The following is a 24501-nucleotide window of genomic DNA, read 5'->3' as shown; positions in this document are numbered from 1 at the left end:
GACCTTATAATGAGGAATGTTGCTTCACTTACTTTGTAAAATAGTATAGGACGGTTAACGAGTGGGGTCAATTGACAGGTTCGATGTCGGTAAATGAGTCTTAAGAAAATCATCTACCTTACTCTTATATGCTGCCTGATCCATCACGAATGCTTCGCCGTGATTGGCGTCATCCACTAAAAACAAGTCCGCCTCACTCTTAGTCTTCTCATAAAGCTCTTTCGTCATTTCTGTCGGCACAAACGTATCTGCATTACCATGGATATACAGAATCGGTACAGTCGCACGTTGTACTGCGCTCAACGCATCCGCTTCCTTCAATGAATATCCTGCTTTTGTGTTTGTTAGTAAACTCATATTGTCTAGTAAAGGGAAGGCTGGTAAATGAAACATTCGATTCAATTGATAGGCAAAAAGCTGATAGACGGATTGATACGGACTATCTGCAACAATTGCTTTCACCTGCTTCGGAAGATTTTCACCGCTTGCCATCAAAACCGTTGCAGCACCCATAGACAAACCGTGATAGATTACTTGTGTGTTAGTACCCGTTTTTCCGGTTAGCAACTTCGTCCAATCAATCAGATCTAAGCGATCAGGCCAACCGAATCCATAATAATCACCGCCACTTTTTCCATGTCCTCTAGCATTTGGCATGAAAATATTATAGCCGAGTTCCTCATAATAATATTGGCCGTATAAACCCATTTGTTTGGCATGTCCTAAGTAGCCATGTGTCAGAATCACCAATTTTTCGCTAGGTTGTTTGGCAGGAAGGTAATAACCCATTAAATCTAAACCATCTCTTGATGTCAGATGCATTTCTTCAAACTTCTGTTTGTCAACCCAATCCAGCCAGTCTCCATTTAAAAACACATCCATGGTTTCGGCCGATACTTTCAAGTCTGCATTGCTTGCCAGGAAGTCTTTGGGCCCGCGTTTAATCGCCAAGTTGTAAAAGAAAAAACTTCCCGCTATTTGAAAAACGATGAAGAAAGCAACTAGTATGACGATAACCTTTTTCCATCCAATTCTCTTCATTTCTATATCCTCGTTCTCTTAGTTTAAGCATTTATTATTAGTATACAGCGAATACGATGAATACGGCAGGTCTATTTCATGAGAAAAACCCCAGTAGTTGGATAGCAACTACTAGGGAACGTCTCATTCACTATTTTCGCATCTTACTTCTTCTTGTTGTCGCCTTGCTCTGTAGCCTTATCTGCCCGTTTGAATTCTTTGGCATACAACACTTCCTGTGTGGATGAAAGACCGTTATTCTTATCAGTCAGTGTTTTGTGTGGCGGTTTGTTTTCACTCAAGTCTCAACACTCCTTTCCATCTGATTTTTTAGTCTCCCACAAATTCTTGATATTAAACACAGAAAGACAGTTATCGTTCTTTGGGTTTCTTTCTAAAACAACGTATACTAACTGTAAAAGGAGCTGATCCACATGAATTTTCATATGACAGAACACGGATTTGAAACCAAAACAGAATTTGGTACATTACACATTTCATCAAATGAAGAAAAAGGGTTTCGTCCCTATCAGCTAATGGTTGCGTCGATCGCAGTTTGTGGTGGTGGCGTCATGCGAAAAGTCCTTGATAAAATGCGTATGCCAGCAGAAGATATTGCAATTGATGTAAAAGAGGTTGTGCGTTCTCAAGATGATGCAAGCCGTCTACTAAAGATTCATCTTCATTTCACTGTTATTGGATCGGACGTTACAGACGAAAAAATGCCGAGAGTCATGAAGCTGACGGAAAAAAATTGTTCTATGTTGCAATCCGTGATGGGTTGTATAGATGTTGTGAAAACATACGAGCTTGGTACAAAGTAAGTTTCATAAACCTGACAAGAGAGTTCTTCCTTTTGTCGGTTTTTATGTTTAAAGGACCTTATTTTTCCAATGGAAATCCTGTATAATTAATAGAATACCTAAAGGAGGTCTACTTATATGAAGAATAAACTAGTCGGGTTGTTAGCAGTTTTATTGGTCTTTGCAGCAACACCATTTCAAGCGCAGGCGGCCACACAATTTTCTGACGTAGACACGCATTGGGCAAAGAAGGAAATCATGTATTTAGCTGATCGGAATATCATTGGAGGTTTTCCGGACGGTACTTTTAAACCAAATGATCCCATTACACGGGCACAGGCATCTTCCATGCTTATAAAAGCATTGAAAATTCCATTGGTTAAAAATCCTACAGTACAATTCAAGGACGTCTCGAAAAAGTCTCCATATTATCAAATTCTCGCAACAGTGAATGAAAAAGGCATCATGCGTGGAGATAACGGCTTCATGCGTCCTGGTGAAGATACTTCACGTGCACATATGGCTGCGATTATTCGTCGTTCATTTAACATACCTGTCGATAATCAAGCGACATTTGTAGACGTTTCACCGGCCCAATGGTCATTCCCTGATATTAATGGGATTGCAAAAAAAGGGATTACTGGCGGTTCAGAAGGGAAATACATGCCGACTAACTCCGTTACACGTTCTCAGTTCTCAGCATTTTTAGTACGTGCATTAGACGACTCTATGAAGCTAAATGATTATCATTCCTATGTAAGTGTTAAAGGTAAAACAGTTGAACAGAATGGCTTTACTTATACCATTGCAAAAGATAAAACATCAACTAAGTTATTTAAAGAGAATAAAAAGGCAGGAACACGTTCAGCAATCTTAGATAGCGCGACTATGCCAGATAACGGAATAAACCGAGTACTACTCATGTCCGGCTATCAAATGGTCCTATACAATGATGAGATATTCATTCCGTATTGGAACTCGATCAACCCAGGAAATAAAATGCCTGCAAATTATAATCTAGTGAAATTGAATGTCAATGACTGGAGTTACACGATCGGTAGTATTCCAATCGATCAAAAGTTCCGTAATATGTTCATTTGGAACGATCGCATCTACTATACACTCGAAAAGAACAAAGACCGTGTTTTCGATTCCAAATTCGATCCTACTGCTCCACTGGATGATCCATTGACGTTATACTCGGTTGCCATGGATGGAAAAAACAAAAAGACATTATTGAACTTTGATGCGCGTGTTATTTTCGATGGAGTGGAAGCTACTACGAAAACCAATCAAGTAAGTCAAAACAATAAGTCTGTAGCGTTCGACCTTTCTACGATGTATTATTTTAACAAAACAGGTGTGTATAAGTATAATCTATTAGATAAAAAGACAAACAAGGTCTCCAATGTTCTTGCGAAAGATATGGAAGTTACCGCTACCCAATTAATCGTAACGGATCAAGCAGGTAAGAAACATACACTTAAGAAATAAGAAATGGCATGCCTCTATTCTAGCGGCATGCCATTTTTTCTATCGATCTATAATAAGCTTTGCCATCATCCGAATGAATAATTGCCCAATGAAAAATGGGATAGCCGTTAACAAAATGACAAAGTCTCGGCCAAACGGCTTGAACCATCCACCATCATCTGAGATAAAATTCATAGCCAGTACGAGAGAAACTATGGCTGTAATCACATGAATAAGCAACATATAACGGACCCTGATAGGGCAAGATAAAATGCCTGTTATTACAATATATAAAACAGATACTACTACTAAATACTTTGCATCTTCTCGCTTCATAAACTGACCATATTCATAGAAGTGAAATAGGAACGGTGCTGGTATCAAACTCATTACGAGCCACACTAAGTGCCAATTTCGTTTCACCATTACTTCATCACTCCAATTAGCTAACAGTAAAAACGCCCTTTTTGTTCAATACCATTATAGAACCATCACATTCCCGACATACCTGCAACGACTACAAAAGTAGTCCACAAAAAGCCTAGCCCAATAGCTAAAACTGCGAGTGCTCTCAATGATATGAGTAAAATGGTTAGCCAGTTTTTTTCTACAGGCGCATCAACTTTTAACGACTGAAGAATGAATGCAGTTCCTACCATTCCGGTTATGAAAGTTAGTACAACACCTATCCAATACCATGTCAATCCGTTACCCCAATAGGCCATACTTTGAAATAAACCACTTAGAAAAAATACACCTGCCGCACATATGAAAGCAAGCATGATAAATACCAGTTGTTTCTTTTCTCCTTGCATAATGTACATCCTCTTTTCATTCTACTTGGCTGCCCTTTTCACGGTTTCTTCACCGGCACGTAGCCGACCTTCTCTACTAACTCCTGTCCTTGTGGTGAAACTATCCATTCAATGAATTTTTCCACATTCGGATTATCTGTCCCTGCTGTAATGACATAAAACTCAGATGCAATTGGATATTCATCACTTCGTATGGTTTCTTTTGTCGGCTCTACTCCATCGATTGCAAGCAATTTAATCTCATCATTCCCTACCATTTCCGTTGAGTAATAGCGAAATGTATAGCCGATGGCATTTTTATAATTTCGATAATTTGAGACCTCTGATAGTATACCCCCCATTCCTTCGGCCACATTTTCTTTTGGAGCATCCATAATCGGAATATCCCCCATCAGTCGTTCCAAGCCTGTTTGACTACCACTGTCTGCCGGTCGTTGGAATGCACGGATTGGCTCGCTTTTCCCTCCGACTTCTTCCCAATTCGTGATTTTGCCCGCATAGATATCTTGAATTTGTTTTAATTCTAAATGATCAACAGGATTCTTTTGATTGACGAAAAAGACAAATGCTTCTCGACCAATTGGTGTTAATTTCAACTCAAGACCTAGTTTCTTCGCCACTTTCATTTGGGCGTCTGAAGGTCCTGCCGCCAAAATCATATCTACCCTACCAGCGAATAGATTTTCATAGGCTACAGGGGTTGTATTAACCATTACCTCACTATCATACGGGTTATATTCTTTTCTAGGATAAACTGCTTGAACAAACGCTGCATACAATGGATATAACGCGGTAGCTCCGTCTATTCTCGGTAAATCATCCTTCAGCTCGAGTGTAGCCGCTTCATCGAGGACGGCAAGCTTTGATTCCTGTCCAATGGTAAACGGTTCATAATAACGCACCTCTACTTCGGCATTCACTGTTGAAATACTCTCCTTATAAATGTGCATCATCGGCCAAACAGCTGATCCCAGTAGAATTACTCCAGCTACAATACCGAACAATCGCTTTCGTTGCTTCGTGTTAAAGAAATGAAAGATCATCATGACAACCCACACATATAAAATGATCACCGCGCTTAGCGCTAACGGAATATAGTGGATCAATCCCATTAACAATAAATACAGCAACCCTATTCCTGTGAAAAATAATAACGCGATGAATAACAGTACCGCAAATGCTATAGGTGCAACCATATGCGTCCCTCCTCTTATTTTCCTCCCAATTCCCCCAGTCGGTGCCATGCCTCGTCTTCATCGAACGAACTATACCAGCGATAATGCTCTTCATCTAAAATACGAAAGTGTTGACTGATCAAGTTTTGCTGTAAACGGAAACGACCTTTTGTTTCCAATTCACGCCACCATACTTTACCGCCCATCGATTGGTCCATTCGGCGGTCAATGCCGTTATGCGCAATGGTCTCCAGTACTTCTAGCGGATCCCCACCAACTGTAGCTTGTAAAACTTCACTTTCACGAAATAAAGCACAGACTGCTATAACAGCTGTCCAACTAGCCAACGCTCTCGCTTTTTCAATTTGAATCAACGTCTTTTTGGAAAGCCCCAGTACATCCGCCATTTTTTGTTGAGAGTATTCTTTCTCCAATCGGATCACCCGCAACTTTAATGAAATCAATTCTATTAATTGTTGTTGATTCACCTGATCACCCCGTAGTTACAATTTATATCCGATGGTGTAATATTACACCTGTGTAATTGTATAAGCAAATGAATTTTTTAAATTCCCAGTTAATATTGCAACTATCGATTCTTTCTTAAAATTATGATAAGATTTATTGACTTTGTAATTTAGTAAAAGAAACGAGGACTCTTATGAAACAGCGTGAACAATGGACATCCAAGATTGGTTTTATTTTAGCAGCTGCTGGTAGTGCCATCGGTTTAGGAGCAATCTGGAAGTTTCCTTATATGGCCGGAACGAACGGCGGCAGCGTGTTTGTGCTGTTATTTATCATTTGTACATTATTAATCGGTCTACCGATTTTATTGGCTGAGTTTGTCATCGGACGAAGAGGACAGGCAGACGCGGTCACTTCATTAAAGAAATTATCAACCAGACGCAGTTGGGGATGGGTTGGATGGATGGGACTTGCCTCTTCTTTCATCATCTTATCTTTTTATAGCGTCGTCGGCGGATGGATTTTATCTTATTTAGCGCGTGCCTTTACGTTTACGCTAGGCGGGCTCGATTATAGTGAACTATTTAATACGACAATCGCGAATCCATGGGAAGTATTATTGGCCCAAGCATTATTTATGGCGTTGACGATCTTCATCGTTCAAAGCGGTATTCGTGGAGGGATTGAACGAGCTAGCCGCTGGATCATGCCTTTATTATTCTTGTCATTCATTGTATTGGCAATTCGTTCGCTGACACTAGACGGCGCGATGGAAGGTGTGCGTTTCCTATTCGTACCGGATTGGAGTTATCTTAACGGAACCACATTCCTTGTTGCATTAGGTCAGGCATTCTTCTCACTGAGTGTCGGTGTGACTGCGATGATGACTTATGCTTCCTACCTATCGAAAGAGGAGAAGCTTGGACAGTCCGCGTTTAATGTATCCATCCTAAACATCGGGATTTCAATTCTAGCAGGACTTGTCATTTTCCCAGCTGTTTTCGCATTAGGACATTCACCGGAAGCGGGCCCTGGACTGATTTTCGTCATTCTGCCGGCTATTTTCAATGAAATCCCATTTGGCAGTGTGTTTTTAATTATTTTCTTCCTCTTAATGCTGTTTGCCACACTGACTTCTGCTATTGCGATGCTTGAAATTGTAGTTTCTACAGGCATCCGTAAAAAGCATGATAGAAGAAAACGTGCTTCATGGGTGTTTGGCGGACTGATCTTTTTAGTCGGAATTCCAAGTGCACTATCATTTGGTTTGCTGTCCGATGTGAGTATTTTCGGCAATTCCATTTTCGATTTTGCCGATTTGCTGACGAGTAGAATTGCGATGCCGCTCGGGGCATTGGCCGTGTCTTTATTTGCTGGCTTCGTGCTGACAAAAGAGGATACAGCAGAAGAGTTAGGGATGAGCCCCACTCTTCACACATTATGGAAAGTAATTGTACGTTATTTCGCACCTATTGCGATCGTCGTCATTTTCTTTACTTGGGTTTTAGGTATGTAAAAAGCACGCTGGAGAACTTTACTCCGGCGTGCTTTTGCTTTATATAATCTAATCAGTGCTAGTCGACGTTACAATCGCGGATTTTCATGAGAAATAGCAGTGAACCTTTGGAAGTCGTCTTGCATTTACGAGAATAAATGTAGTTTTCTTTAAAGAAGGCGCTCATTCTGCCACGATATCCGATCAATAAACCCTCATAAGCGCTCTATCTATTCATTTAATCGCTCTATGAACCTCGGTAATTGCTCTATCCTGTCACTTAAGCGCTCTATCCCCTTTAGCAACCGCTCTATCTATCTCCAGAACGCGTCCGCCTAGAACGCAGTGTAAAGACTTTCTCACCTTCAGCCTTTCTTTTCCACTAGATATGCTTCATAAGCGCTTCCACTACATGCGTCAATCCCGCCAAGTCGTCTGCCGTAAAGCGATCTAGTTCAGGACTGTCGATGTCGAGTACGCCAAAGACTTCTCCATCTTTAATCAGGGGTACAACCACTTCGGAACGGGATGCCGCGTCGCATGCTATATGCCCCGGGAACGCGTTGACGTCCGGTACGACCAAGCCTTCTTTTGTCTTCGCAACTGTTCCACAAACACCTCTACCGAGTGGAATACGAATACATGCCGGTAATCCTTGGAACGGGCCGAGCACGAGCTCATCGCCATCCATCAAGTAAAAACCTACCCAATTGATGCGATCGAAGAATTGATTAAGTAATGCGGATGCGTTGCTTAAGTTTGCGTATACATTTGGCTCTCCTGATAAGAGTGCATCCACCTGTATTGCTAGTTGCGCGTACTTCTCTTGTAGATTATTCGAGTAATCAATAGGTGTGTACATACTAATTCCCTGCTTTCTGTGTATAGATCTAACTGTAATCATACACAGAATAGCAGACTTGGAAAAGTAATCGAACTTCATTCGTTGTTTCAAGTCAATCCAATTTCACTCTCAGTACCTCTCCGGTCACTGCATCTATCTTAACTTCATACTTATGCCCTTCTGCTGTGCGGATATCTACTTCAAATACCAACATACCGTCATCGAATTCCAATTCTGATTTCACCACTTCACCCGGTACTCTTTGTCGGGCAATTTCGTTTGCCTGTTCCATTGTAATCCTACGATACTGCGGATGTTGCCAGTGATTCATCCAATACTCACTTTGCTGATTCAATGAACGATCCCTCCAATTTCATTCTACGTTGTTACTCTATGCGAAAGAATGAAAAAGTGCCCCACAGCTGAGTTTGTCGTTTACGAAAGAAAAACGGATTATTTCCGAGGAAATAATCCGTTTTTGTCAGGCCGCCTGCGATGAAATATTCTTTTGTTTATAACGCATCCAAATAATGAGCGGAATAAGTAGTAAGGAAATATAGGTTCCAAGGAAGCTTAACATGGAAAAACCTAAGTACGCCATGACAATTCCTGAAGCAAGTCCACCTACTGTTCCTGCTAGCGCGACAAATACGTCGATGCTTCCTTGGATCTTCGCACGAGTCAACACATCAGTAGAATCGATAATAATAGCCGTTCCACTGATTAATCCAAAGTTCCAACCAATCCCTAGCAATATGAGCGATACGGACATCCAGAATATCGATTCCCCTGCTACGTAAGCTGCGAGAACACCTGCCAACGCAAGTGTCACACCCGAAGCAATTACCATAATTGGCCGTCCAATCCGATCTACTAATACACCAGTAAAAATGGAAGGTAAATACATACCTGCGATGTGTAAGCCGATAACCAAACCAATACCTGATATTGAAGCACCGTGATGTTGCATATGGACAGGGGTCATCGTCATAATAGCGACCATGACACCATGTGACAGTACGAGTACGATGCCCCCTACCCAAATCCCCATCCTATTTGCCGTTTGTTGATGGGCAACATGCCCTTCGTTGGATTCTACACGTTCTTTTTGTTCAGCCAGTTCAATCTCACGTGCAACGAGTAAAGGATCTGGTCGTAAAAACAGCAAGAATGTCAGCCCGGACAATACGTAGGCGAAACCTGCCAGTAAAAACACACCAGTCAATGAAGGTATACCGATGAAATCTGCCACATAACCCATCGGTAAAACCAGATTGGGTCCCGCTACCGCACCCACTGTGGTTGAAACAAGGGCAACACTGACCGCAGTAGCCCGTTGCTTTTCATTGGCGAGATCTGTTCCAGCATAGCGAGCTTGTAAATTCGAGGATGTGCCTGCACCATAGATAAACAGAAAGGTGAATAACACAGCAAGACTTCCGGTCATCACTGCAAAGATTACACCGAATGCACCGATACCACCTGTAATAAATCCTGCACCGAGACCGAGACGACGACCGTAACGCTGAGACAACCTACCCACGAGATAGGCAGAGAATGCGGAACCAAAAGTAGACAGCGCAATCGGCATGCCCGCCAGGCTTTCATTGCCCGTCATGTCTTGAATTAATAGCGCCCCTACTGTGATTCCTGCTGCAAGTCCGGCACCACTAAATATTTGGGAAATGATCACGACAAGTAAGGAGCGCTTATACAATTGCTTCTGCGCTTCTTTGGATTTAGTGTAGTACGAATAATCTTGCCCTCTCGACATGGAATTCCCACCTTTTCTCTTACTATGTAATGGATCTATAAATTTATTAATTTTTTACGCTTTATTCATCTTATCATACAGTAGCAACTAGAAAGAGAAGTCCTTTCCATACACAAAAACTAGCAAGCCTAATTTTACTAGGCCTGCTTGTTCTTCTTATAACGCGATTTTTATACTAGCGGTGCGATGAAAATAGGATGATCAGAAAACTTTGCTATTCTCGCTTCCCCTTCATGTACCCACTTTTCGTCGTATTCAATAGGTCCGTCTTTGTCTTCAGGCGTTTGGAACTGGTCGAGGCCGACAGCTGCTAATACGGGGCTGTCATCGTCATCCAATCCAATATTGACTACATGGTTGATGATAAATGGTACGTCAAACTCGATCATAGCACTATCTTCGTCGAGTTCACCGTCCACTACGTGAAAAGGTATTCGTAAGTAAATCGTATCACTACCATCCTGATTCAAGATAGTATCGAAATTTCCGCGGTCGAAGTCCCAATTCCCCCCCATTTGGATATCATGTTCTATGAGTATGTTCCGCGCATCTCCAAATAATGATTTTTTGCCCGGTAGATTAGTTTTCAGTTCGATCATGGCATTTCCTCTTTTCTATGTCAGTTTTTCTTGTTGAATGTCTGGTTGATTAATAGTCTTAAGAATACCCTCGTTAGTTGTTTTACAAACTCTTCTAGTGGACTAAATTGAATAATCATAACCAGAAGTGAGAATATTTTTGATCGACGCTGGCGGACTACATTCGACTTATTTATGTTCACAAAAAAAGACTACCCAATAGGATAGTCTAACTTCGCTTATTTCATTAGCTCTTTATACCGTTTCAAACATTCTTCATACGCTTCTTGTACAGTTTCAGCCTCGATGACGTCTTGGCTAATTGTAGCGAAGCGGGCTACTGAGTGTTCGTACTGCGGATCGTAGTAGTGAGTCAATAACTGTTCTACAGCTTCTGCGAAACGTCCATTTTCTAGGTCTTCCTGGATTTGTGCTGCAATGGGTTGGTGAATGCGTTTGCGAATTCTTGAGAATGCTTCCAGAAACAGTTCTGGTTGTTTTTCCGGTTCGTACTCGGAAAGAATTTCTTCGACCCGCACTTTGATCGGTAGTCTAACAATCCACTGCGGACTCTGTCCTTTTTTCTCAAACAGTAGTTCCGGCATATGTACTTGCCCTATGCGTTTGCTTTCGCCTTCTATGAAGATATATGGTTCGTTTTCATACTTTTCCAGTTTATCCGCAATTAGCAATTCGAATTTCTTCTGGTTGTTCGGCTGTACACCGATTTGTCCGAATATGGAACCTCGATGTCCTGCCATACCTTCTAGATCGATGACCGGACAGCCGTCTTCCATCAGCTTGTGAAGAATCTTCGTCTTGCCGCTTCCTGTATAGCCGTTTAGTACAAGAAATTTAGGTTTAATTGGCTCTTGCAGTTTCGCAATAACCCACTGGCGATATGTATGAATACCGCCACTGATTCGGCTTGAGCGAATTCCCATCAATTCCAGTACAGTCATTGCTGTTTTGCTTCGCATACCGCCACGCCAGCAAAACACAGTAACTTGGGTGTCAATTTTTCTGAATTCTGCTATGAAATCGGGTAGTTTTTTAGAGAAAATGGCTAGACCATGATCCATAGCGGCTTGTTTTCCTACTTGCTTATAAAGCGTACCTACTTCCGCGCGTTCTTCATTCGTGAAAATCGGAATGTTAATACTGCCCGGAATAGTTGCTTCTTCAAACTCTTTCGGAGAGCGTACATCGACTAATGTATGTGAATGGTTTTTCTGTAATTCGAGTGCGTCCGTCAATGTAATATCTCGTACCATGTTATTTTCCATCTCCTTGATTTACTGCACGATAATTCGACCGGTATGTTCGTCGGTTACTTCTCCAATAATATGCGCATCGACTCCAGCTTCACGTAACTGTGCATGCAAACGATCTGCTTCATCTCCAGCAACTGCTACTAGCAATCCACCAGAAGTAACTGCGTCACATAAAATCCATCTGCCGATTTGATCCAATGATTCTGGATATTCGACCATATCTTCTATATGTGCAAAATTGTTTTTCGTACCGCCTGGAACCGAACCAGCTTCTGCTAGTTCTCTTGTACGTGGTAATACAGGAACTTTCTCATTATCAATTCGCAAGCATACGCCACTACCTGTTGCCATTTCAGAAGCATGTCCAAGTAAACCGAAGCCCGTTACGTCTGTTGATGCATGAATGCTGTAATCATCCATCACTTCAGCCGCTGTTTTATTGAGTGTTGTCATCACCTTTGTCACATGAATTTCTTCTTCTTCAGACAATAATCCATTTTTCAGTGAAGTGGTCATGATACCTACACCAATCGGTTTTGTCAGAATCAAGCGATCGCCTGGTTTCGCACCTGCATTTGTACGAATCTTGTCAGGATGTACCGTTCCAGTTACTTGCATACCGAACTTTGGTTCCTGATCATCAATGGAGTGGCCACCGACAAGAACTGCACCCGCTTCTTTCAATTTATCAGCAGCCCCGCGCAAGATCTCTGTCAAGATACTGCGGTCAAGTGTATGGATCGGGAATGCGACGATGTTCAACGCTGTAATTGGTTTACCGCCCATTGCATAGACATCACTGATCGCATTCGCCGCTGCCACTTGTCCAAAATCATACGGATCATTGACAATGGGTGTGAAGAAATCTAGTGTCTGCACGATAGCAGTCGTATCATTTATCTTATATACACCTGCGTCGTCGCCTGTATCCAATCCGACAAGTAAATTAGGATCCGCGAGACCAGGAGGCAATGTTCGTAGAACTTCAGCTAAATCAGCCGGCCCTATTTTACAACCGCATCCTCCTTTTGAAGATAATGAAGTAAGTTTTACAGAAGAATTTCGCATTACAGATATCAACCTTTCAATTTGTAGTCCCTCAATTTTACCATAGAGTTTGCATTCTAGATCTGTTGGGCACTTGAGATTCTTATGGTTAATGAAAAAAAGACTACGCTTTAAGGCGTAGTCTTAGCTGTTATAAATGTATTATTTTACGTATAGTACATACCAACGATCGTCCTTTTTCTCGATATATTCCCCAATCCAACCTTCATTCAGCAAATTTTGCTGCTGTTCAGTATTCTCCATTAGAACAAATTGCTGTTCTGACGTCGTTCCACGGGAAGGCTCTTGCAGATCCTTGAATAAAATATAGCGCAGTTTATTGCCGTATTTCATTTTGAGTTCTTTAATACGTAAACCCAGTGCAAACTTATCTTTCAAACTTGGAATATTAAAGGGCGCAACGGTTGTACAAATATAACGATAGCGATCTCTCTCAACATGTTCCATTAGCCACTTCCCGAGTATCGTTTGCAGTCCATGTCCTCTATAGTCCGGATCCACACCCGAAATCTCCGAATACAGCACGCTAGATAATTCGTTTAGTGATACTCCAGCGTCAATTCCTAAATGTTCTTCATCTTCACCAGGATCCAACATAGCACGGAACGCGATAAGATGATTATCGACAAAAGCCCCTGCCATCATGCCATTGCCGCGTAGAATATACACAAATTCTTCTTCCGTTAACGGTTGAAGAAAATCAGGTTGCTCAAGAACTGCAATGATCCGTTGTTGTAAAGCTAGAACTTCCGGCAGCTGATCTTCCGTTAAAAGTGAAAGTGATGCTTGTAACGTCATAATGTCACCTTTTCTTTACGCACCGTCAATTCTTCTAGCGCTTGCTCATCTACGTCAATACCAAGTCCAGGCTTTTCATTGAGTTCAATAAACGGTACATCATAGTGCAGATTGCCGACGTCTTTACTGAATTTCAACGGACCGGTCAATTCTACACTTGTCATTGCTTTTTGTGAGAATGCTACATGGAAGCCCGCTGCAGATCCAATAGACGACTCCACCATGGATCCAACCTGACATTCGATACCTGCCATCTCCGCCATATGTGCAAGCTTCATTGCAGGATACATACCACCGCATTTCATAAGCTTGATGTTCACTTTATCCGCTGCACGCTTTGCGATAATTTCACGCATCTCGCGTACTCCACGCAATCCTTCATCTGCCATTAGAGGCGTCGCGATTTTCGATTTGATTTCTACCATTGCATCGATATCGTCCGCTTTAACTGGTTGCTCGAGCCAATCTAGTTCACAACTCTCCAATTGTTTCATTGCCTGCAATGTTGTCGCACTGTTGATCCAACCTTGGTTAACATCTACTCGGATTGCGATATCTTTGCCAACACGCTCGCGTACCGCCTGAATTCGCTTGACGTCTACGGCTACGTTAGTACCGACTTTCATCTTTAACGAACGATAGCCAGCTGCCACACGATCAGCAGCCTCTTGTGCCATATGTTCAGGTGAAGCGATACTTAGCACATGTGTAATCGGAAATTTCTCATGATAACGTCCACCAAGCAAATTATAGGCAGGGATACCATATGCCTTCCCTACTGCGTCAAAGCAAGCCATGTCTAGCGCAGCTTTCGCTGTAGGCACACCGTAAATTGCTTGATCCATCACTTCATGAATTTTCCCAAAGCGACTTGGGTTTTCTCCAAGTAAAGCAGGAGCAAGTGTATGACGAAGTACAGCAAATGTACCTTCCCAACTTTCCCCTGTGACATGGTCGTCTGCTACCGCTTCACCATAACCCACATAACCTGTGTCCGTTGTTAGTTTTACAATAATAGAAGGCATATCATCATAGGATGCATAGCTGATTACAAATGGTTCATAAAGTGGTAATCTAATCGCAAAAATTTCAATTTCAGTTATTTTCATTATTTTTCTTCCTTTCCTATTGGCAGCTTTTCATTCGTATTGTATGATTGTCGTTAAATAGTCGCTAATGAAAAGAGGAGATCCCATTATGAAGGTTACCATTGCATTGGTCGGCTCACAAGAATTTTGTCGGCAAGCAGAGAGTATAGTGTTGCCCCACAATATGTGCATTGATTATTATCAATATGACAGCCCGTCCGAAGCCCCTCGTCTACTAGAGGTACTGAAACCCTGTCACGCCATATTATTCTCTGGGTCCTTACCTTACGAAGCGTCCGAGAAAATTCTTCAAACGATCTCGATTCCGGCATTTTATATTCAGCAAAATGAACATACAATAGCGATCACTTTATTATACCTTGCTTCAGAAAAGAATATGGCAATTCATGATATTTCTATAGATATTAAAGAAAGAACACATATCGAACAAATCCTGCAAGATCTTGATCCTCTCTCTTCCATGCAGAAGCCTGCTATACATGAACTGCAATCCAACAGTGATTTACAAGCCGTTGTAAACTTTCATTTAGAACATTTCAGAAACGGGATGTCTAAAATGGCATTGACCAGTGTGCATGCCGTATACGATCAATTACAAGCGGCGGGCATTCCAGCATTCCGGATGCTGGATCCTGCAAGCAATATTTTACGCGCGATGGAACACGCCGTTCAACAAGCAGATTTTGCAAGGAGTGAAGCGACTAAAATTGCTGTAGGCGTACTGCAAGTTCATCAACCTGAGGAACTTCCACAGGAAACTATAGAAACACTAGCGAACTACTTACAGGCTCAATGGAAAGAAAAAGAGGACAACTTCTTTTTCTACACTACTCTAGGCACCATCGAATTTGTTTTAGCCTTAAAGGCCTTCGTCCAGTTCTGTGAATCGCTTCACCCAGTATCCACTTTATCTTTTGGATTAGGACAAACAATGATAGAAGCTAGTGACAATGCGATGAGTGCACTGCAACTCGGCAAGCAAGAAATCCACAAAGGAATCTTTATGCTAGATGAACATAAGAAGCTACACGGTCCTTTGCCAGCTACAAAACCGTCAGTTGCGATGAGGTTGGACGACCCTGATTTGCTTAAGATCAGCGAAAGGACGACATTGAGCCCGGCGGTCATTTCCAAACTTAAGCAGTTTGATCAATTCAGGCAATCTACGCCGTTCACCGCTAATGATTTAGCAGGATATTTAGCCGTTTCCAGAAGAACTGCTGAACGTACAATTAAAAAGCTTATGGATCAACAATATATCGATACGGTTGGCGAAGAAATGACCTACAGCCAAGGCAGACCACGCGCATTATACAAATTGAAGATTGCTATCAACTAAAAAGGCAAGGCCGTTACATATCACGGCCTTGCCTATTAAAGTTATTCGAGTTGTGCCTCAAGTTCCAACTTCGCTTCCTGCTCATTCATTTCCACAATTTCTTCAGACGTCATTTTGACAATAGAAAATCCGGTTAGAGCATAGATAATTGAGATGAGTGGAACAGCGAAATTCAGAATAGCGTATGGGCCGTATTCTACTACACTGACACCGAGCGTACCGAATATAAACACACCACATGTATTCCATGGAATAAATACAGATGTAAGTGTTCCACCATCTTCTAGTGCACGCGAAAGATTCTTCGAGCTCAATCCCATATCTTTATAAGTTTTACTGAACATTCTGGAAGGTACAACAATGGAAACGTATTGTTCAGAACAAGTTGCATTGGTCATGACACACGCACCAATCGTTGAAATAATTAATGTAGACGTGGACTTCACAACTTTCAGCAATTGCTTCATAATTGCCCGTAACATACCTGAATACTCAAGAATACCACCAAAGGTCATGGCCACAATAGTCATAGAGACGGTATACATCATACTATCTAGGCCGCCACCATTAAAAAGTTTATCAACTAGCTGGTTACCTGTTTCAATCGCAAAACCACTCTGCAGAGCACCTAGCGCATCCGCAAACGTCCCAGACTGAAGCGTTACATGAGATAAGAAACCTAGGACGATTCCGATAATCAGTGCCGGCACCGCGGGAATCTTCATTGCTACCATCACGATGACAGCCAAAGGAACAAGCAATAACCAGGGTGATATAACGAAGCTATCTTGCATGACCTGAGATGTGTTTGCAATTGATGTTAATTCTGCTTCACCTGAACCAAATCTTCTTCCGAGGAATGTAAACACACTAAGAGCAATTAGTAATCCAGGAATCGTCGTATACAGCATATGCTTAATATGATCGAATAAATCTGTTCCAGTAAGTCCTGCAGCTAAATTGGTTGTATCTGATAACGGTGACATCTTATCTCCAAAGTATGCGCCAGAAATGACAGCACCTGCTACCATACCAGCAGGGATTCCCATACTGAGTCCAATACCCATACCGGCTACACCAATCGTAGCCATTGTCGACCATGAGCTACCTATTGCCAATGAAACAATTGCACAAATTAGTGTAATGGCTACCAGGAACCAAGAAGGTGTAATGATCTTCAATCCGTAGAAAATCATTGTCGCAACTATTCCCCCACCCATCCACGAGCCAATCACCAAGCCGACAAGCATAATAATAATGACTGCTGGAAGAGCTAAACGAATTCCTTTGTACATCATTTCCTCAATTTCTTTCCAAGAGAATCCATGGCGCCAGGCTACGAGTGAAGCAATGGCAGTTCCTACGATTAGTGGCATATGCGGTCCCTCTTTAAGCTTTACTACAGTTATAATCATAACTAGAATCATTAATACTAACGGCAGGATCGACCACCAGAACCCTATTTCTCTTTTTTGCCTCTGATCCACTACGCAACCCCCATTCAAATTCAGCCTATTAAAACACGTCGTTATATAGTCGTTTAATCTATTTTAAACGTTTTCTAAATTGTTTGTCAATGAAAATATGAAAGCGTTTACTATTTCTGTTTTTCAATTTGGATGTCAGCCATTAAGAGAAAATCTTCCTGTGCGTATTTAAATTTTACTATCACAATGGATTAACAACATTCTAAAACAGTGGAATCAAAGGATCAAAGAAGTTTATAAAAATGGGTAACGGGAATAATACAAAGTACTTTCATGAAATGGGAGGCGTACTATCCATTGATAGCTAACAGCCAAAATGCAAATACGATAAAATGTGTAACAGAATATGATACTCTGCGCCGAGTCATCCTATGCCAGCCGGAATTCATGGCAATTGACGAGGTCATTAACGAAGTGCAAAAAAAGTATGAAGATGAAAACATTGATATACAACGTGCGATGAGTCAGCACGCAGAATTCGAAAAATTATTGAAGGAAAACGGAGTGGAAGTGATCACCCTTCCTACTTCTGAAAAATATCCTGAACAAGTCTTTACACGAGATATCGGCTTTACGATTGGCAATGAAGTATTTATCGCTGACTTGGCTGCAAATATACGAAAAGGTGAAGAAATCACGCTAAAAGAATGGCTGAGTGCGCAAGACATTCCTTATCAGTCCGCCACGGATCGAATGGAAGGCGGCGACATTATTGTCGACCGTGATACTATCTACATCGGCATCAGTAGTCGTACGTCCGAGGAAGCGGTCAACAAGCTGGAAGTAAAGCTTCCCGACCATCAGCTAAAGCGAATTCCATTTGACGGACGATACTTGCATCTAGACTGCGTGTTCAATATCCTTTCTTCCGAAAAAGCGCTAGTTTTTCCAGCAGCGTTTGATCAGGAAACACTCCACTTACTTGCTGACTCGTATCAATTGATTGAAGTAGCGGAAGATGAACAGTTTTCGCTAGGTACGAATGTACTTTCAATCGGTAACAATAAAGTATTCAGTTTGCCACAAAACAAACAAGTAAATAAAAACTTACGCGCAAATGGATTTGAGGTCATAGAAGTCGACTTCTCTGAAATCATTAAATCAGGCGGTTCTTTCAGATGTTGTTCGATGCCTGTTGAACGCGGTTAAAGTGAAAGACCGAAGCCAATCCCACACGTTTTGTTGTGGTGATTGCGCTTCGGTCTTTTTTATTCGAGTATATCTATATAGTAATTTTGCTCATGATCCAGATCGGGTATATCGAGCTCAATTGTATCAGGAATTAACAAGTGAATCGTCATGACTCCTGATACACTCCCAGAGGAATTCCCGTGCGTCTTTTCACCGGTAAACTGATTCAATATGTTTGAATCATGGTAAAACGTATACTCTAGACGGTTTTCTGGTTGCTTTGGAACAGACATGGAATTGCTATTCCAAACAGGCAGATTAATTTTGAGTTGATCGGATAAATCGTAATACATACTGTCTTCACCATTAAACATCGTCATCAATTCAGGGGAATAGACCGTTTCTTCTATTGTTCCACTAATTTCAGGTGTGCGCTTTATCAGAATATATGCACCTGGGAAAGAAGAGATCGTGAATTTCCCTTCTACCTCATGTGACCGCTTTGCCAATACTAGGTTTTTAGGAATTGGTAACTCTTCTACAATTGCATTATATAGATCAAATCCGACTTCATTTGCCCCTACTTCAGGGGGATTTACGCCCTCTATTCGTTGTTCCATCGCTTCCGCTACGACAAGTCCAATTAACAGTAACACAAGGTACCCTGTGATCAGCTTCCAATGAAATGATTTTTTTATGCGTACACGCCCCATATTCTTTGTCACCATAATAATTGTCAGCAACCCAAGAAGCAGAACGACTGGAACCAGAATAGTAATAAACATCAAGGGTTCCTCACCTCCAAGCGATTTGTGACGAAGAAGCTGATAGCAAACAGAACAGCAATTGTTGCTACTATCTTCAACGTGAATAGTAGAATCGATGTTTCTCCATAGTAGAAATACAATAATCCACTATTCTCATTGTCTGCTACAGCGAATGTGCTCTGCGTAAATGCATACCAAATCACTCCAAACAGCGCGATGAACAGTTTGCTCCATTGGATAAGTGAACCCAGTGTATAACCAATTAGCATGAGCAACAGCGTATAAGCCATCATCACAAAAATACGTGACAAGAAATCAAGTGGTGAAGATAATAAACCAGCTGTTTCAATAATCATATTATCTCTAAACATCGCGATAATCTTCATCACTGAACCAAGTAAAACAGTCGTCACCCCACCGAGCAATGCAGCCGTACAAAAGAAGTAGAAATTAGCCAATTGAAACGTCAAACGATTCGTTACAAACGAAAAGGATTCATTCCGTTGCGCGGCAGATGTCAACAAGAAGCCGACAATGAATGCCCAGAATAGTGTCAGCCCTAGCTGTGCGTCGTTCGATATGGAAGTGAAATTGAAGGAAATAGGCTCCCCCCAATCATTCATGGAGGTAGTTGTAACTGCCCCGCTTATAAATACAGTTGCGATAATTTGCAGTACAATCAACATGGTGAAAATCGCCCCATTGGCGTTCAATTTAAGAAAAAACTGTCGTTTTGCAAGTTCATTCACGCTCCATTGCGTCGAATACATCATCTACTCCTCCTCTCGTCTGACCTGTCATTGCAAGATATGCCTCACTTGCTGAAACCGCTGACACGCGTATTCCTGCTTGCTTTAATTCAGTTAGCTCTAAGTTTGTATGGTCATTGTCGACAATCCATTCTGTTAATGGACCAGCAGAAGACTTATGAATGACGGCATATCGATTAGCATATTGTTTCAATACATTTTCTTTACCTTGTAACGAAATAAATTTCTCTTGAAGTTCAGTTATTGAACCATGAAATGCACTATCTTTTCCATCGATCAATAAGATATCCTCCAGTAAGTCCTCCATTTCCTCCATATGGTGACTTGATAAAAGAATGGTTCGTGGATGCGCTAGATAATCTTTCAGCAGCGCTCGGTAGAAGTCCCTACGCGCTCCAGCATCCATTCCCGTAATCGGCTCATCAAACATGGTTAGTGGGCAACGTGTGGCAATGCCGACAACAGCATTGAATGTACTGCGTTTGCCTTTTGATAGAACACGATGGTTCAGCGACAGCGGTAATTTGAAATACTTGAGCAGACGCATAGCTAGGTCCTGATCCCAATTTTCATAGAAGCGATCACATTCCGTCAATAAATCGCCCAGTGTGAGTGCATCCGGAAAGCCCATCATATCGTCTATGAAAATCATGTTGGCAGAAACCTTAAGACTGTTGAAGGGACGCTCACCCAACACACGAAGCTCTCCATCCGACTCTTTTATGAATCCCGCAACCATCTTCATAAGTGTTGTTTTCCCCACACCATTACGTCCTACCAATCCCGTAATGACATTCTCACGGATTTCTAAATTTAACTGATTCAGTACTGTAATGGAACGATAGCTTTTCGTCACGTTTTTCAAAGTAATTGCTGGCATTATGACCTCTCCTTTCGCTCTGCTCGAATTAATTCAATGAGCTGTTCCTCTTGAAGGCCAAGCAATGCAGCTTCATTAAGCAGCTCCTGCACCAGACGACTTAACCTACCGCCTTTACGTTTCGTCAGCAGTTTCTCACGTGCATCAGCAGATACAAACGTGCCAAGGCCCCGTTTCTTGTAAATAAGTTCCGCATCCAGCAAAATCGTCAGCCCCTTCCCCGCAGTTGCAGGATTGATATTGAAAAGATCTGCCAGTTGATACTGTGAGTACACTTTATCGTCTGCTTGTAACGTACCTTCAATAATTTCCGTCTCTAACCACTCTGCAATTTGTATATAAATCGGCTTTTCTCCATCCATCTCAAGCAAGAACTTCACCACCTTAATGTAACCCAGTGCATTACTGTTGTAATGCACTATACATGTTTTTATATTATACTGCAAGTGCAGAAAAAATATGTCGTAAAGCGATGAATAAAATGATCACTTACTACACATCCTAGGTATTTACACTGTATGTAAGGAGCGGATGAAATGAATACAGTAAAGGACTTTCCCATTCAGCAAAATAGATTAATCAATGCGGGCTTTCTATTAGTTTGCTTATGTTTATTAGATGCCGTTTTCACAGATTATGGTTTACGGTTTGGTCTTATAGAAGAAGCCAATCTGCTCGTGTCGTTTTTATATGAACAAAGTATTCCTTTGTTTTATGTAGTGAAACTAGGATTACCTTTGATACTTTTATATATCGTGACGATCAGTAAATTAGGATTCTGGGTACGGATTACTATGACTACTGCATTATTTCTTTATATAGCAGTACTTTTCGTTCATATCTTTTGGTTAGTTATATCATCAATATAAGTTTACATACAAAAAAGACTATCGGATCCGATAGTCTTTTTTGGATCATTGCACAACTTCCCGAGCAACTTGTTTTATAATTTCCGCAATCACCTGGCAATCCTCCACTGTAAATGTGAGTGGCAATCGGAAGTCGCAAAGGAAATCCAGAATTTTCGCAGTGGTTAGTAGATCTCCACCTTCAGATAAGTACTGCCAGCTTTCATGTCGACTTGTAAATCCTTTTGGCTCAAAATTACCGAACCACTTAATTTCGACTCCACGCTCCGCACACGTATCAATGAATTGCTCCATCTGTTCCTTTGTCGCATCGAGTAATGTAAATTGGAACGAAGATGCAATATATTGCTCTTTTTCTACACGAATCGGGATATATATATGTAGCGCCCCACGTAATATCTCTTCTATTGCATGATATCGTTCATTCCATCGCTTTCCTTGCTTATCAAGTTGAGGTAGTTGTGAACGTATTAAAACCGCCACTAAATTGGACATACGCAGACTGAAATTCGGTATTACCTTTTTATAACGTTCAAATACTTCCATTGATGGTCTGGCCTTATGTTTTTCATACAACATATATGATCCTGAATATAGAATAGCCTTTGCGGCAACGTCCTCATCGTCCGTAACGAGCAAACCACCTTCGCCCGAATTGAGGTGCTTATATGTCTGAGTGGAGAAACATCCAGCCGCACCGAAACTTCCGGTGTGTTTGCTGTTCCACTTTGCACCCATCGTGTGAGCACAATCCTCAATTAACGTTATATTATAACGCTCGCAAATCTCCACAACACAATCCATATCGACAATATGACCTCTCATATGTGATAACAGTAAATAGGATGCTCCTGACGCTTCTGCTTTTTGTTCCAGATCATCTAAATCTATCAAATAGTCTTCAGTGATTTCTACAAATACCGGCTGCGCTTCTGCATTTTTAATAGCCCCAGGTACGGGAGCTAATGTAAATGCATTACACAGCACTTTATCTCCAGGTTGCACACCGACACTCTTTAGTGCTACATAGATGGAGCTACCGCACGAGTTGAATGTAGCACAGTAAGAAGTACCGATATAATCCGCAAATTCTTGTTCTAATATGCTCGTTTCAGCAACTTCATCTCCCTCTGTATTATAGCGATGAAGCTTTCCTGTCAGCATAAGTTCTGTCGCCCGCTTAATCCCCTCAGGGGGGATTGGCTCCTGACGGGTAAATGTTTTTTTGAACATCAGTACTTCTTTTGATTGTTCACTCATCGCGTACCCTCCCAATTTCATTCAACCTATCAAAACTTTTTTAAACGTACTTCTGCTGTTACAGCGTGTCCGACCATTCCTTCATAACGACATTGTCCTGCTATAATGGGAGCAATTTTTTTGCTCGCTTCCGGTGTACACTTTTGATACGTGACGGTCTTGAGGAACTTCCCTACCCATAGACCACCAGTGTAACGCGCTGCCTGTTCAGTAGGAAGGATATGATTCGTTCCAATTCCTTTATCTCCATAAGTAACCGTTGTCTCTTCACCCAGGAACAAAGAGCCGTAGTTTTTTAAGTTCTTCAAATAGAAATCCAAATCTGCAGTCTGTATTTGTACATGCTCGATTGCATATTCATCTGCTACCTTAACTGCCTCTTCCTTATCTGCTACTAAAATAATTTCACCATTTTGTTCCCAAGAAGCCAATGCTACTTCTGCTGTATCCAGAACAGCAATTTGTTTCCGCATTTCCTCTTGTACATCTTCAGCTAATTTACGGGAAGTCGTGATTAAAATTGTTACCGCACGATAGTCATGCTCGCACTGTCCCCATACATCGGCAGCAACTAGAACTGGATCTGCTGTTTCGTCTGCAATAATCAAGTTTTCACTCGGTCCTGCAATCTGATCGATCCCAACTCTTCCGAATACTTGACGCTTAGCTTCCGCTACAAATGCATTACCCGGTCCTACAATGAAATCTACTGGCTTGACATCTTCAATTCCGTACGCCATTGTTCCAATTGCTTGAATACCACCAAGCGAATAGATTTCATCTGCTCCCGCTAAATGCATTGCATACAAGACACCTGGATGAATACCTTCTCCATTTTTCATAGTAGGTGAACAAGCTATTACACGTTCTACTCCAGCTACTTTCGGAGGAATCACACTCATTTGAACAGAAGAGACAATTGGATAGCGTCCCCCCGGAACATAAGCCCCTACATTGGAAATTGGAATTAGTTTTTGCCCAAGAATCACACCTGGTTGCATCTCCTTTTCAAACTCAGATAGAGTTGCCAGCTGAGCTTCCGCAAATGCACGTACTTGCGTTTGGCAATATTGAGTGTCATATTTTACGGTTTCAGGTACCATTTTTATGGCTTTTTCGATTTCTTCCTGTGTAACGCGGAAACTTTGTGGATCCCAATTATCAAATTTACGGGACAATTCACGTACCGCAACTTCACCTCGAGTACGGATTTCTTTTAGGCTGCCTTTTACGATTTCGGCAATACCACCAGTATCCTCTTCCAGCTTGTTTAAACTCTTTTTAATATACTCTGCCATCTCGCC

At 41.6% G+C, this 24501-nt stretch carries 27 protein-coding genes; 6 read left to right on the top strand and 21 right to left on the bottom strand.

The window, feature by feature from the left end; all coding sequences use genetic code 11:
* Positions 1-54 precede the first annotated feature (54 nt).
* Positions 55-1041 carry an alpha/beta hydrolase gene (locus tag CSV68_RS08460; RefSeq protein WP_199175019.1) on the bottom strand — a complete coding sequence of 329 codons (987 nt, stop codon included), beginning with the start codon at positions 1039-1041 and terminating at the stop codon, positions 55-57.
* Between the two features lie 143 nt (positions 1042-1184).
* A complete protein-coding gene (locus CSV68_RS08455) occupies positions 1185-1322 on the bottom strand; it encodes a YfhE family protein (RefSeq protein WP_099633638.1) in 138 nt (45 codons plus the stop codon).
* A gap of 132 nt (positions 1323-1454) precedes the next feature.
* Between CSV68_RS08455 and CSV68_RS08450 the strand changes: the two genes are divergently transcribed.
* Both CSV68_RS08450 and CSV68_RS08445 read left to right on the top strand, forming a co-directional pair.
* A complete protein-coding gene (locus tag CSV68_RS08450; protein ID WP_099633639.1) occupies positions 1455-1844 on the top strand; it encodes an OsmC family protein in 390 nt (129 codons plus the stop codon).
* A 117-nt stretch (positions 1845-1961) separates the two neighbouring features.
* Positions 1962-3317, top strand: a complete 1356-nt coding sequence (locus tag CSV68_RS08445; RefSeq protein WP_099633640.1) for an S-layer homology domain-containing protein — start codon at positions 1962-1964, stop codon at positions 3315-3317.
* A gap of 39 nt (positions 3318-3356) precedes the next feature.
* On the opposite strand, the gene CSV68_RS08440 is transcribed toward CSV68_RS08445, so the two are convergent.
* The 4 genes from CSV68_RS08440 to CSV68_RS08425 form a co-directional block, all read right to left on the bottom strand.
* Complete coding sequence (locus tag CSV68_RS08440; protein ID WP_099633641.1) at positions 3357-3722, bottom strand: hypothetical protein; 366 nt, start codon at positions 3720-3722, stop codon at positions 3357-3359.
* 65 nt (positions 3723-3787) lie between these two features.
* Positions 3788-4111, bottom strand: a complete 324-nt coding sequence (locus CSV68_RS08435) for a hypothetical protein (RefSeq protein WP_099633642.1) — start codon at positions 4109-4111, stop codon at positions 3788-3790.
* A 38-nt stretch (positions 4112-4149) separates the two neighbouring features.
* Positions 4150-5307, bottom strand: coding sequence for a PstS family phosphate ABC transporter substrate-binding protein (locus CSV68_RS08430; protein ID WP_099633643.1), 1158 nt, complete (start codon positions 5305-5307; stop codon positions 4150-4152).
* Positions 5308-5321: 14 nt separating this feature from the next.
* Complete coding sequence (locus tag CSV68_RS08425) at positions 5322-5774, bottom strand: helix-turn-helix transcriptional regulator (protein WP_099633644.1); 453 nt, start codon at positions 5772-5774, stop codon at positions 5322-5324.
* A gap of 173 nt (positions 5775-5947) precedes the next feature.
* On the opposite strand from CSV68_RS08425, the gene CSV68_RS08420 reads away from it, so the two are divergent.
* Positions 5948-7270 carry a sodium-dependent transporter gene (locus tag CSV68_RS08420; protein WP_099633645.1) on the top strand — a complete coding sequence of 441 codons (1323 nt, stop codon included), beginning with the start codon at positions 5948-5950 and terminating at the stop codon, positions 7268-7270.
* Between the two features lie 361 nt (positions 7271-7631).
* Here CSV68_RS08420 and CSV68_RS08415 read toward each other — a convergent pair whose 3' ends face one another.
* The 8 genes from CSV68_RS08415 to CSV68_RS08380 all read right to left on the bottom strand — a co-directional run bounded on the left by CSV68_RS08415 (position 7632) and on the right by CSV68_RS08380 (position 14694).
* On the bottom strand, positions 7632-8111 hold the full coding sequence (locus CSV68_RS08415) for a GAF domain-containing protein (RefSeq protein WP_099633646.1): 480 nt from the start codon (positions 8109-8111) through the stop codon (positions 7632-7634).
* A 94-nt stretch (positions 8112-8205) separates the two neighbouring features.
* Positions 8206-8448 (bottom strand): PepSY domain-containing protein, encoded by a 243-nt coding sequence (locus CSV68_RS08410; protein WP_199168407.1) that lies wholly within the window; start codon positions 8446-8448, stop codon positions 8206-8208.
* A 126-nt stretch (positions 8449-8574) separates the two neighbouring features.
* Entirely contained in the window at positions 8575-9867 is a 1293-nt protein-coding gene (locus tag CSV68_RS08405; protein WP_099633647.1) for an MFS transporter, read from the bottom strand.
* 170 nt (positions 9868-10037) lie between these two features.
* Positions 10038-10466: a YugN family protein gene (locus tag CSV68_RS08400; RefSeq protein ID WP_099633648.1), complete on the bottom strand. Its 429-nt coding sequence runs from the start codon at positions 10464-10466 to the stop codon at positions 10038-10040.
* Between the two features lie 218 nt (positions 10467-10684).
* Positions 10685-11719: a tRNA 2-selenouridine(34) synthase MnmH gene (mnmH, locus tag CSV68_RS08395; RefSeq protein ID WP_099633649.1), complete on the bottom strand. Its 1035-nt coding sequence runs from the start codon at positions 11717-11719 to the stop codon at positions 10685-10687.
* 21 nt (positions 11720-11740) lie between these two features.
* Positions 11741-12787, bottom strand: a complete 1047-nt coding sequence (selD, locus tag CSV68_RS08390; protein WP_099633650.1) for a selenide, water dikinase SelD — start codon at positions 12785-12787, stop codon at positions 11741-11743.
* A 141-nt stretch (positions 12788-12928) separates the two neighbouring features.
* Entirely contained in the window at positions 12929-13585 is a 657-nt protein-coding gene (locus CSV68_RS08385) for a GNAT family protein (RefSeq protein WP_099633651.1), read from the bottom strand.
* Complete coding sequence (locus CSV68_RS08380) at positions 13582-14694, bottom strand: mandelate racemase/muconate lactonizing enzyme family protein (RefSeq protein WP_099633652.1); 1113 nt, start codon at positions 14692-14694, stop codon at positions 13582-13584. The genes CSV68_RS08385 and CSV68_RS08380 overlap by 4 nt, the downstream gene beginning before the upstream one ends.
* Before the next feature lie 88 nt (positions 14695-14782).
* Between CSV68_RS08380 and CSV68_RS08375 the strand changes: the two genes are divergently transcribed.
* Positions 14783-16033, top strand: coding sequence for an HTH domain-containing protein (locus CSV68_RS08375; RefSeq protein WP_099633653.1), 1251 nt, complete (start codon positions 14783-14785; stop codon positions 16031-16033).
* Positions 16034-16074: 41 nt separating this feature from the next.
* Here CSV68_RS08375 and nhaC read toward each other — a convergent pair whose 3' ends face one another.
* Entirely contained in the window at positions 16075-17520 is a 1446-nt protein-coding gene (nhaC, locus tag CSV68_RS08370) for a Na+/H+ antiporter NhaC (RefSeq protein WP_255397617.1), read from the bottom strand.
* A gap of 297 nt (positions 17521-17817) precedes the next feature.
* Here nhaC and CSV68_RS08365 point away from each other — a divergent pair, with 297 nt between their 5' ends.
* The gene (locus tag CSV68_RS08365; RefSeq protein ID WP_369823494.1) at positions 17818-18669 is read left to right on the top strand and encodes a dimethylarginine dimethylaminohydrolase family protein; all 852 of its coding nucleotides are present in this window, start codon (positions 17818-17820) and stop codon (positions 18667-18669) included.
* 59 nt (positions 18670-18728) lie between these two features.
* Here the strand turns inward: CSV68_RS08365 and CSV68_RS08360 are convergent, their stop codons facing one another.
* The 4 genes from CSV68_RS08360 to CSV68_RS08345 are packed head-to-tail and all read right to left on the bottom strand — an operon-like array spanning position 18729 to position 21430.
* Positions 18729-19436, bottom strand: coding sequence for a hypothetical protein (locus CSV68_RS08360; RefSeq protein WP_099633655.1), 708 nt, complete (start codon positions 19434-19436; stop codon positions 18729-18731).
* Positions 19436-20188 (bottom strand): hypothetical protein, encoded by a 753-nt coding sequence (locus tag CSV68_RS08355; RefSeq protein ID WP_099633656.1) that lies wholly within the window; start codon positions 20186-20188, stop codon positions 19436-19438. Before CSV68_RS08355 ends, CSV68_RS08360 begins: the two co-directional genes overlap by 1 nt.
* The gene (locus CSV68_RS08350) at positions 20160-21068 is read right to left on the bottom strand and encodes an ATP-binding cassette domain-containing protein (RefSeq protein ID WP_199168409.1); all 909 of its coding nucleotides are present in this window, start codon (positions 21066-21068) and stop codon (positions 20160-20162) included. Before CSV68_RS08350 ends, CSV68_RS08355 begins: the two co-directional genes overlap by 29 nt.
* Positions 21068-21430 (bottom strand): GntR family transcriptional regulator, encoded by a 363-nt coding sequence (locus CSV68_RS08345; protein ID WP_199168425.1) that lies wholly within the window; start codon positions 21428-21430, stop codon positions 21068-21070. The genes CSV68_RS08350 and CSV68_RS08345 overlap by 1 nt, the downstream gene beginning before the upstream one ends.
* 174 nt (positions 21431-21604) lie before the next feature.
* On the opposite strand from CSV68_RS08345, the gene CSV68_RS08340 reads away from it, so the two are divergent.
* The gene (locus CSV68_RS08340) at positions 21605-21937 is read left to right on the top strand and encodes a DUF5658 family protein (protein WP_099633659.1); all 333 of its coding nucleotides are present in this window, start codon (positions 21605-21607) and stop codon (positions 21935-21937) included.
* A gap of 45 nt (positions 21938-21982) precedes the next feature.
* Here CSV68_RS08340 and CSV68_RS08335 read toward each other — a convergent pair whose 3' ends face one another.
* Both CSV68_RS08335 and hisD read right to left on the bottom strand, forming a co-directional pair.
* Positions 21983-23197 (bottom strand): DegT/DnrJ/EryC1/StrS family aminotransferase, encoded by a 1215-nt coding sequence (locus CSV68_RS08335; protein WP_099633660.1) that lies wholly within the window; start codon positions 23195-23197, stop codon positions 21983-21985.
* Between the two features lie 29 nt (positions 23198-23226).
* The gene (hisD, locus tag CSV68_RS08330; protein ID WP_099633661.1) at positions 23227-24495 is read right to left on the bottom strand and encodes a histidinol dehydrogenase; all 1269 of its coding nucleotides are present in this window, start codon (positions 24493-24495) and stop codon (positions 23227-23229) included.
* Positions 24496-24501: the final 6 nt, after the last annotated feature.

It is taken from the genome of Sporosarcina sp. P29, from assembly GCF_002743265.1.
Classification (GTDB): domain Bacteria; phylum Bacillota; class Bacilli; order Bacillales_A; family Planococcaceae; genus Sporosarcina.
Note: the sequence above shows the minus strand (reverse complement) of the source record. Positions and strands in the feature narration are given on the sequence as shown.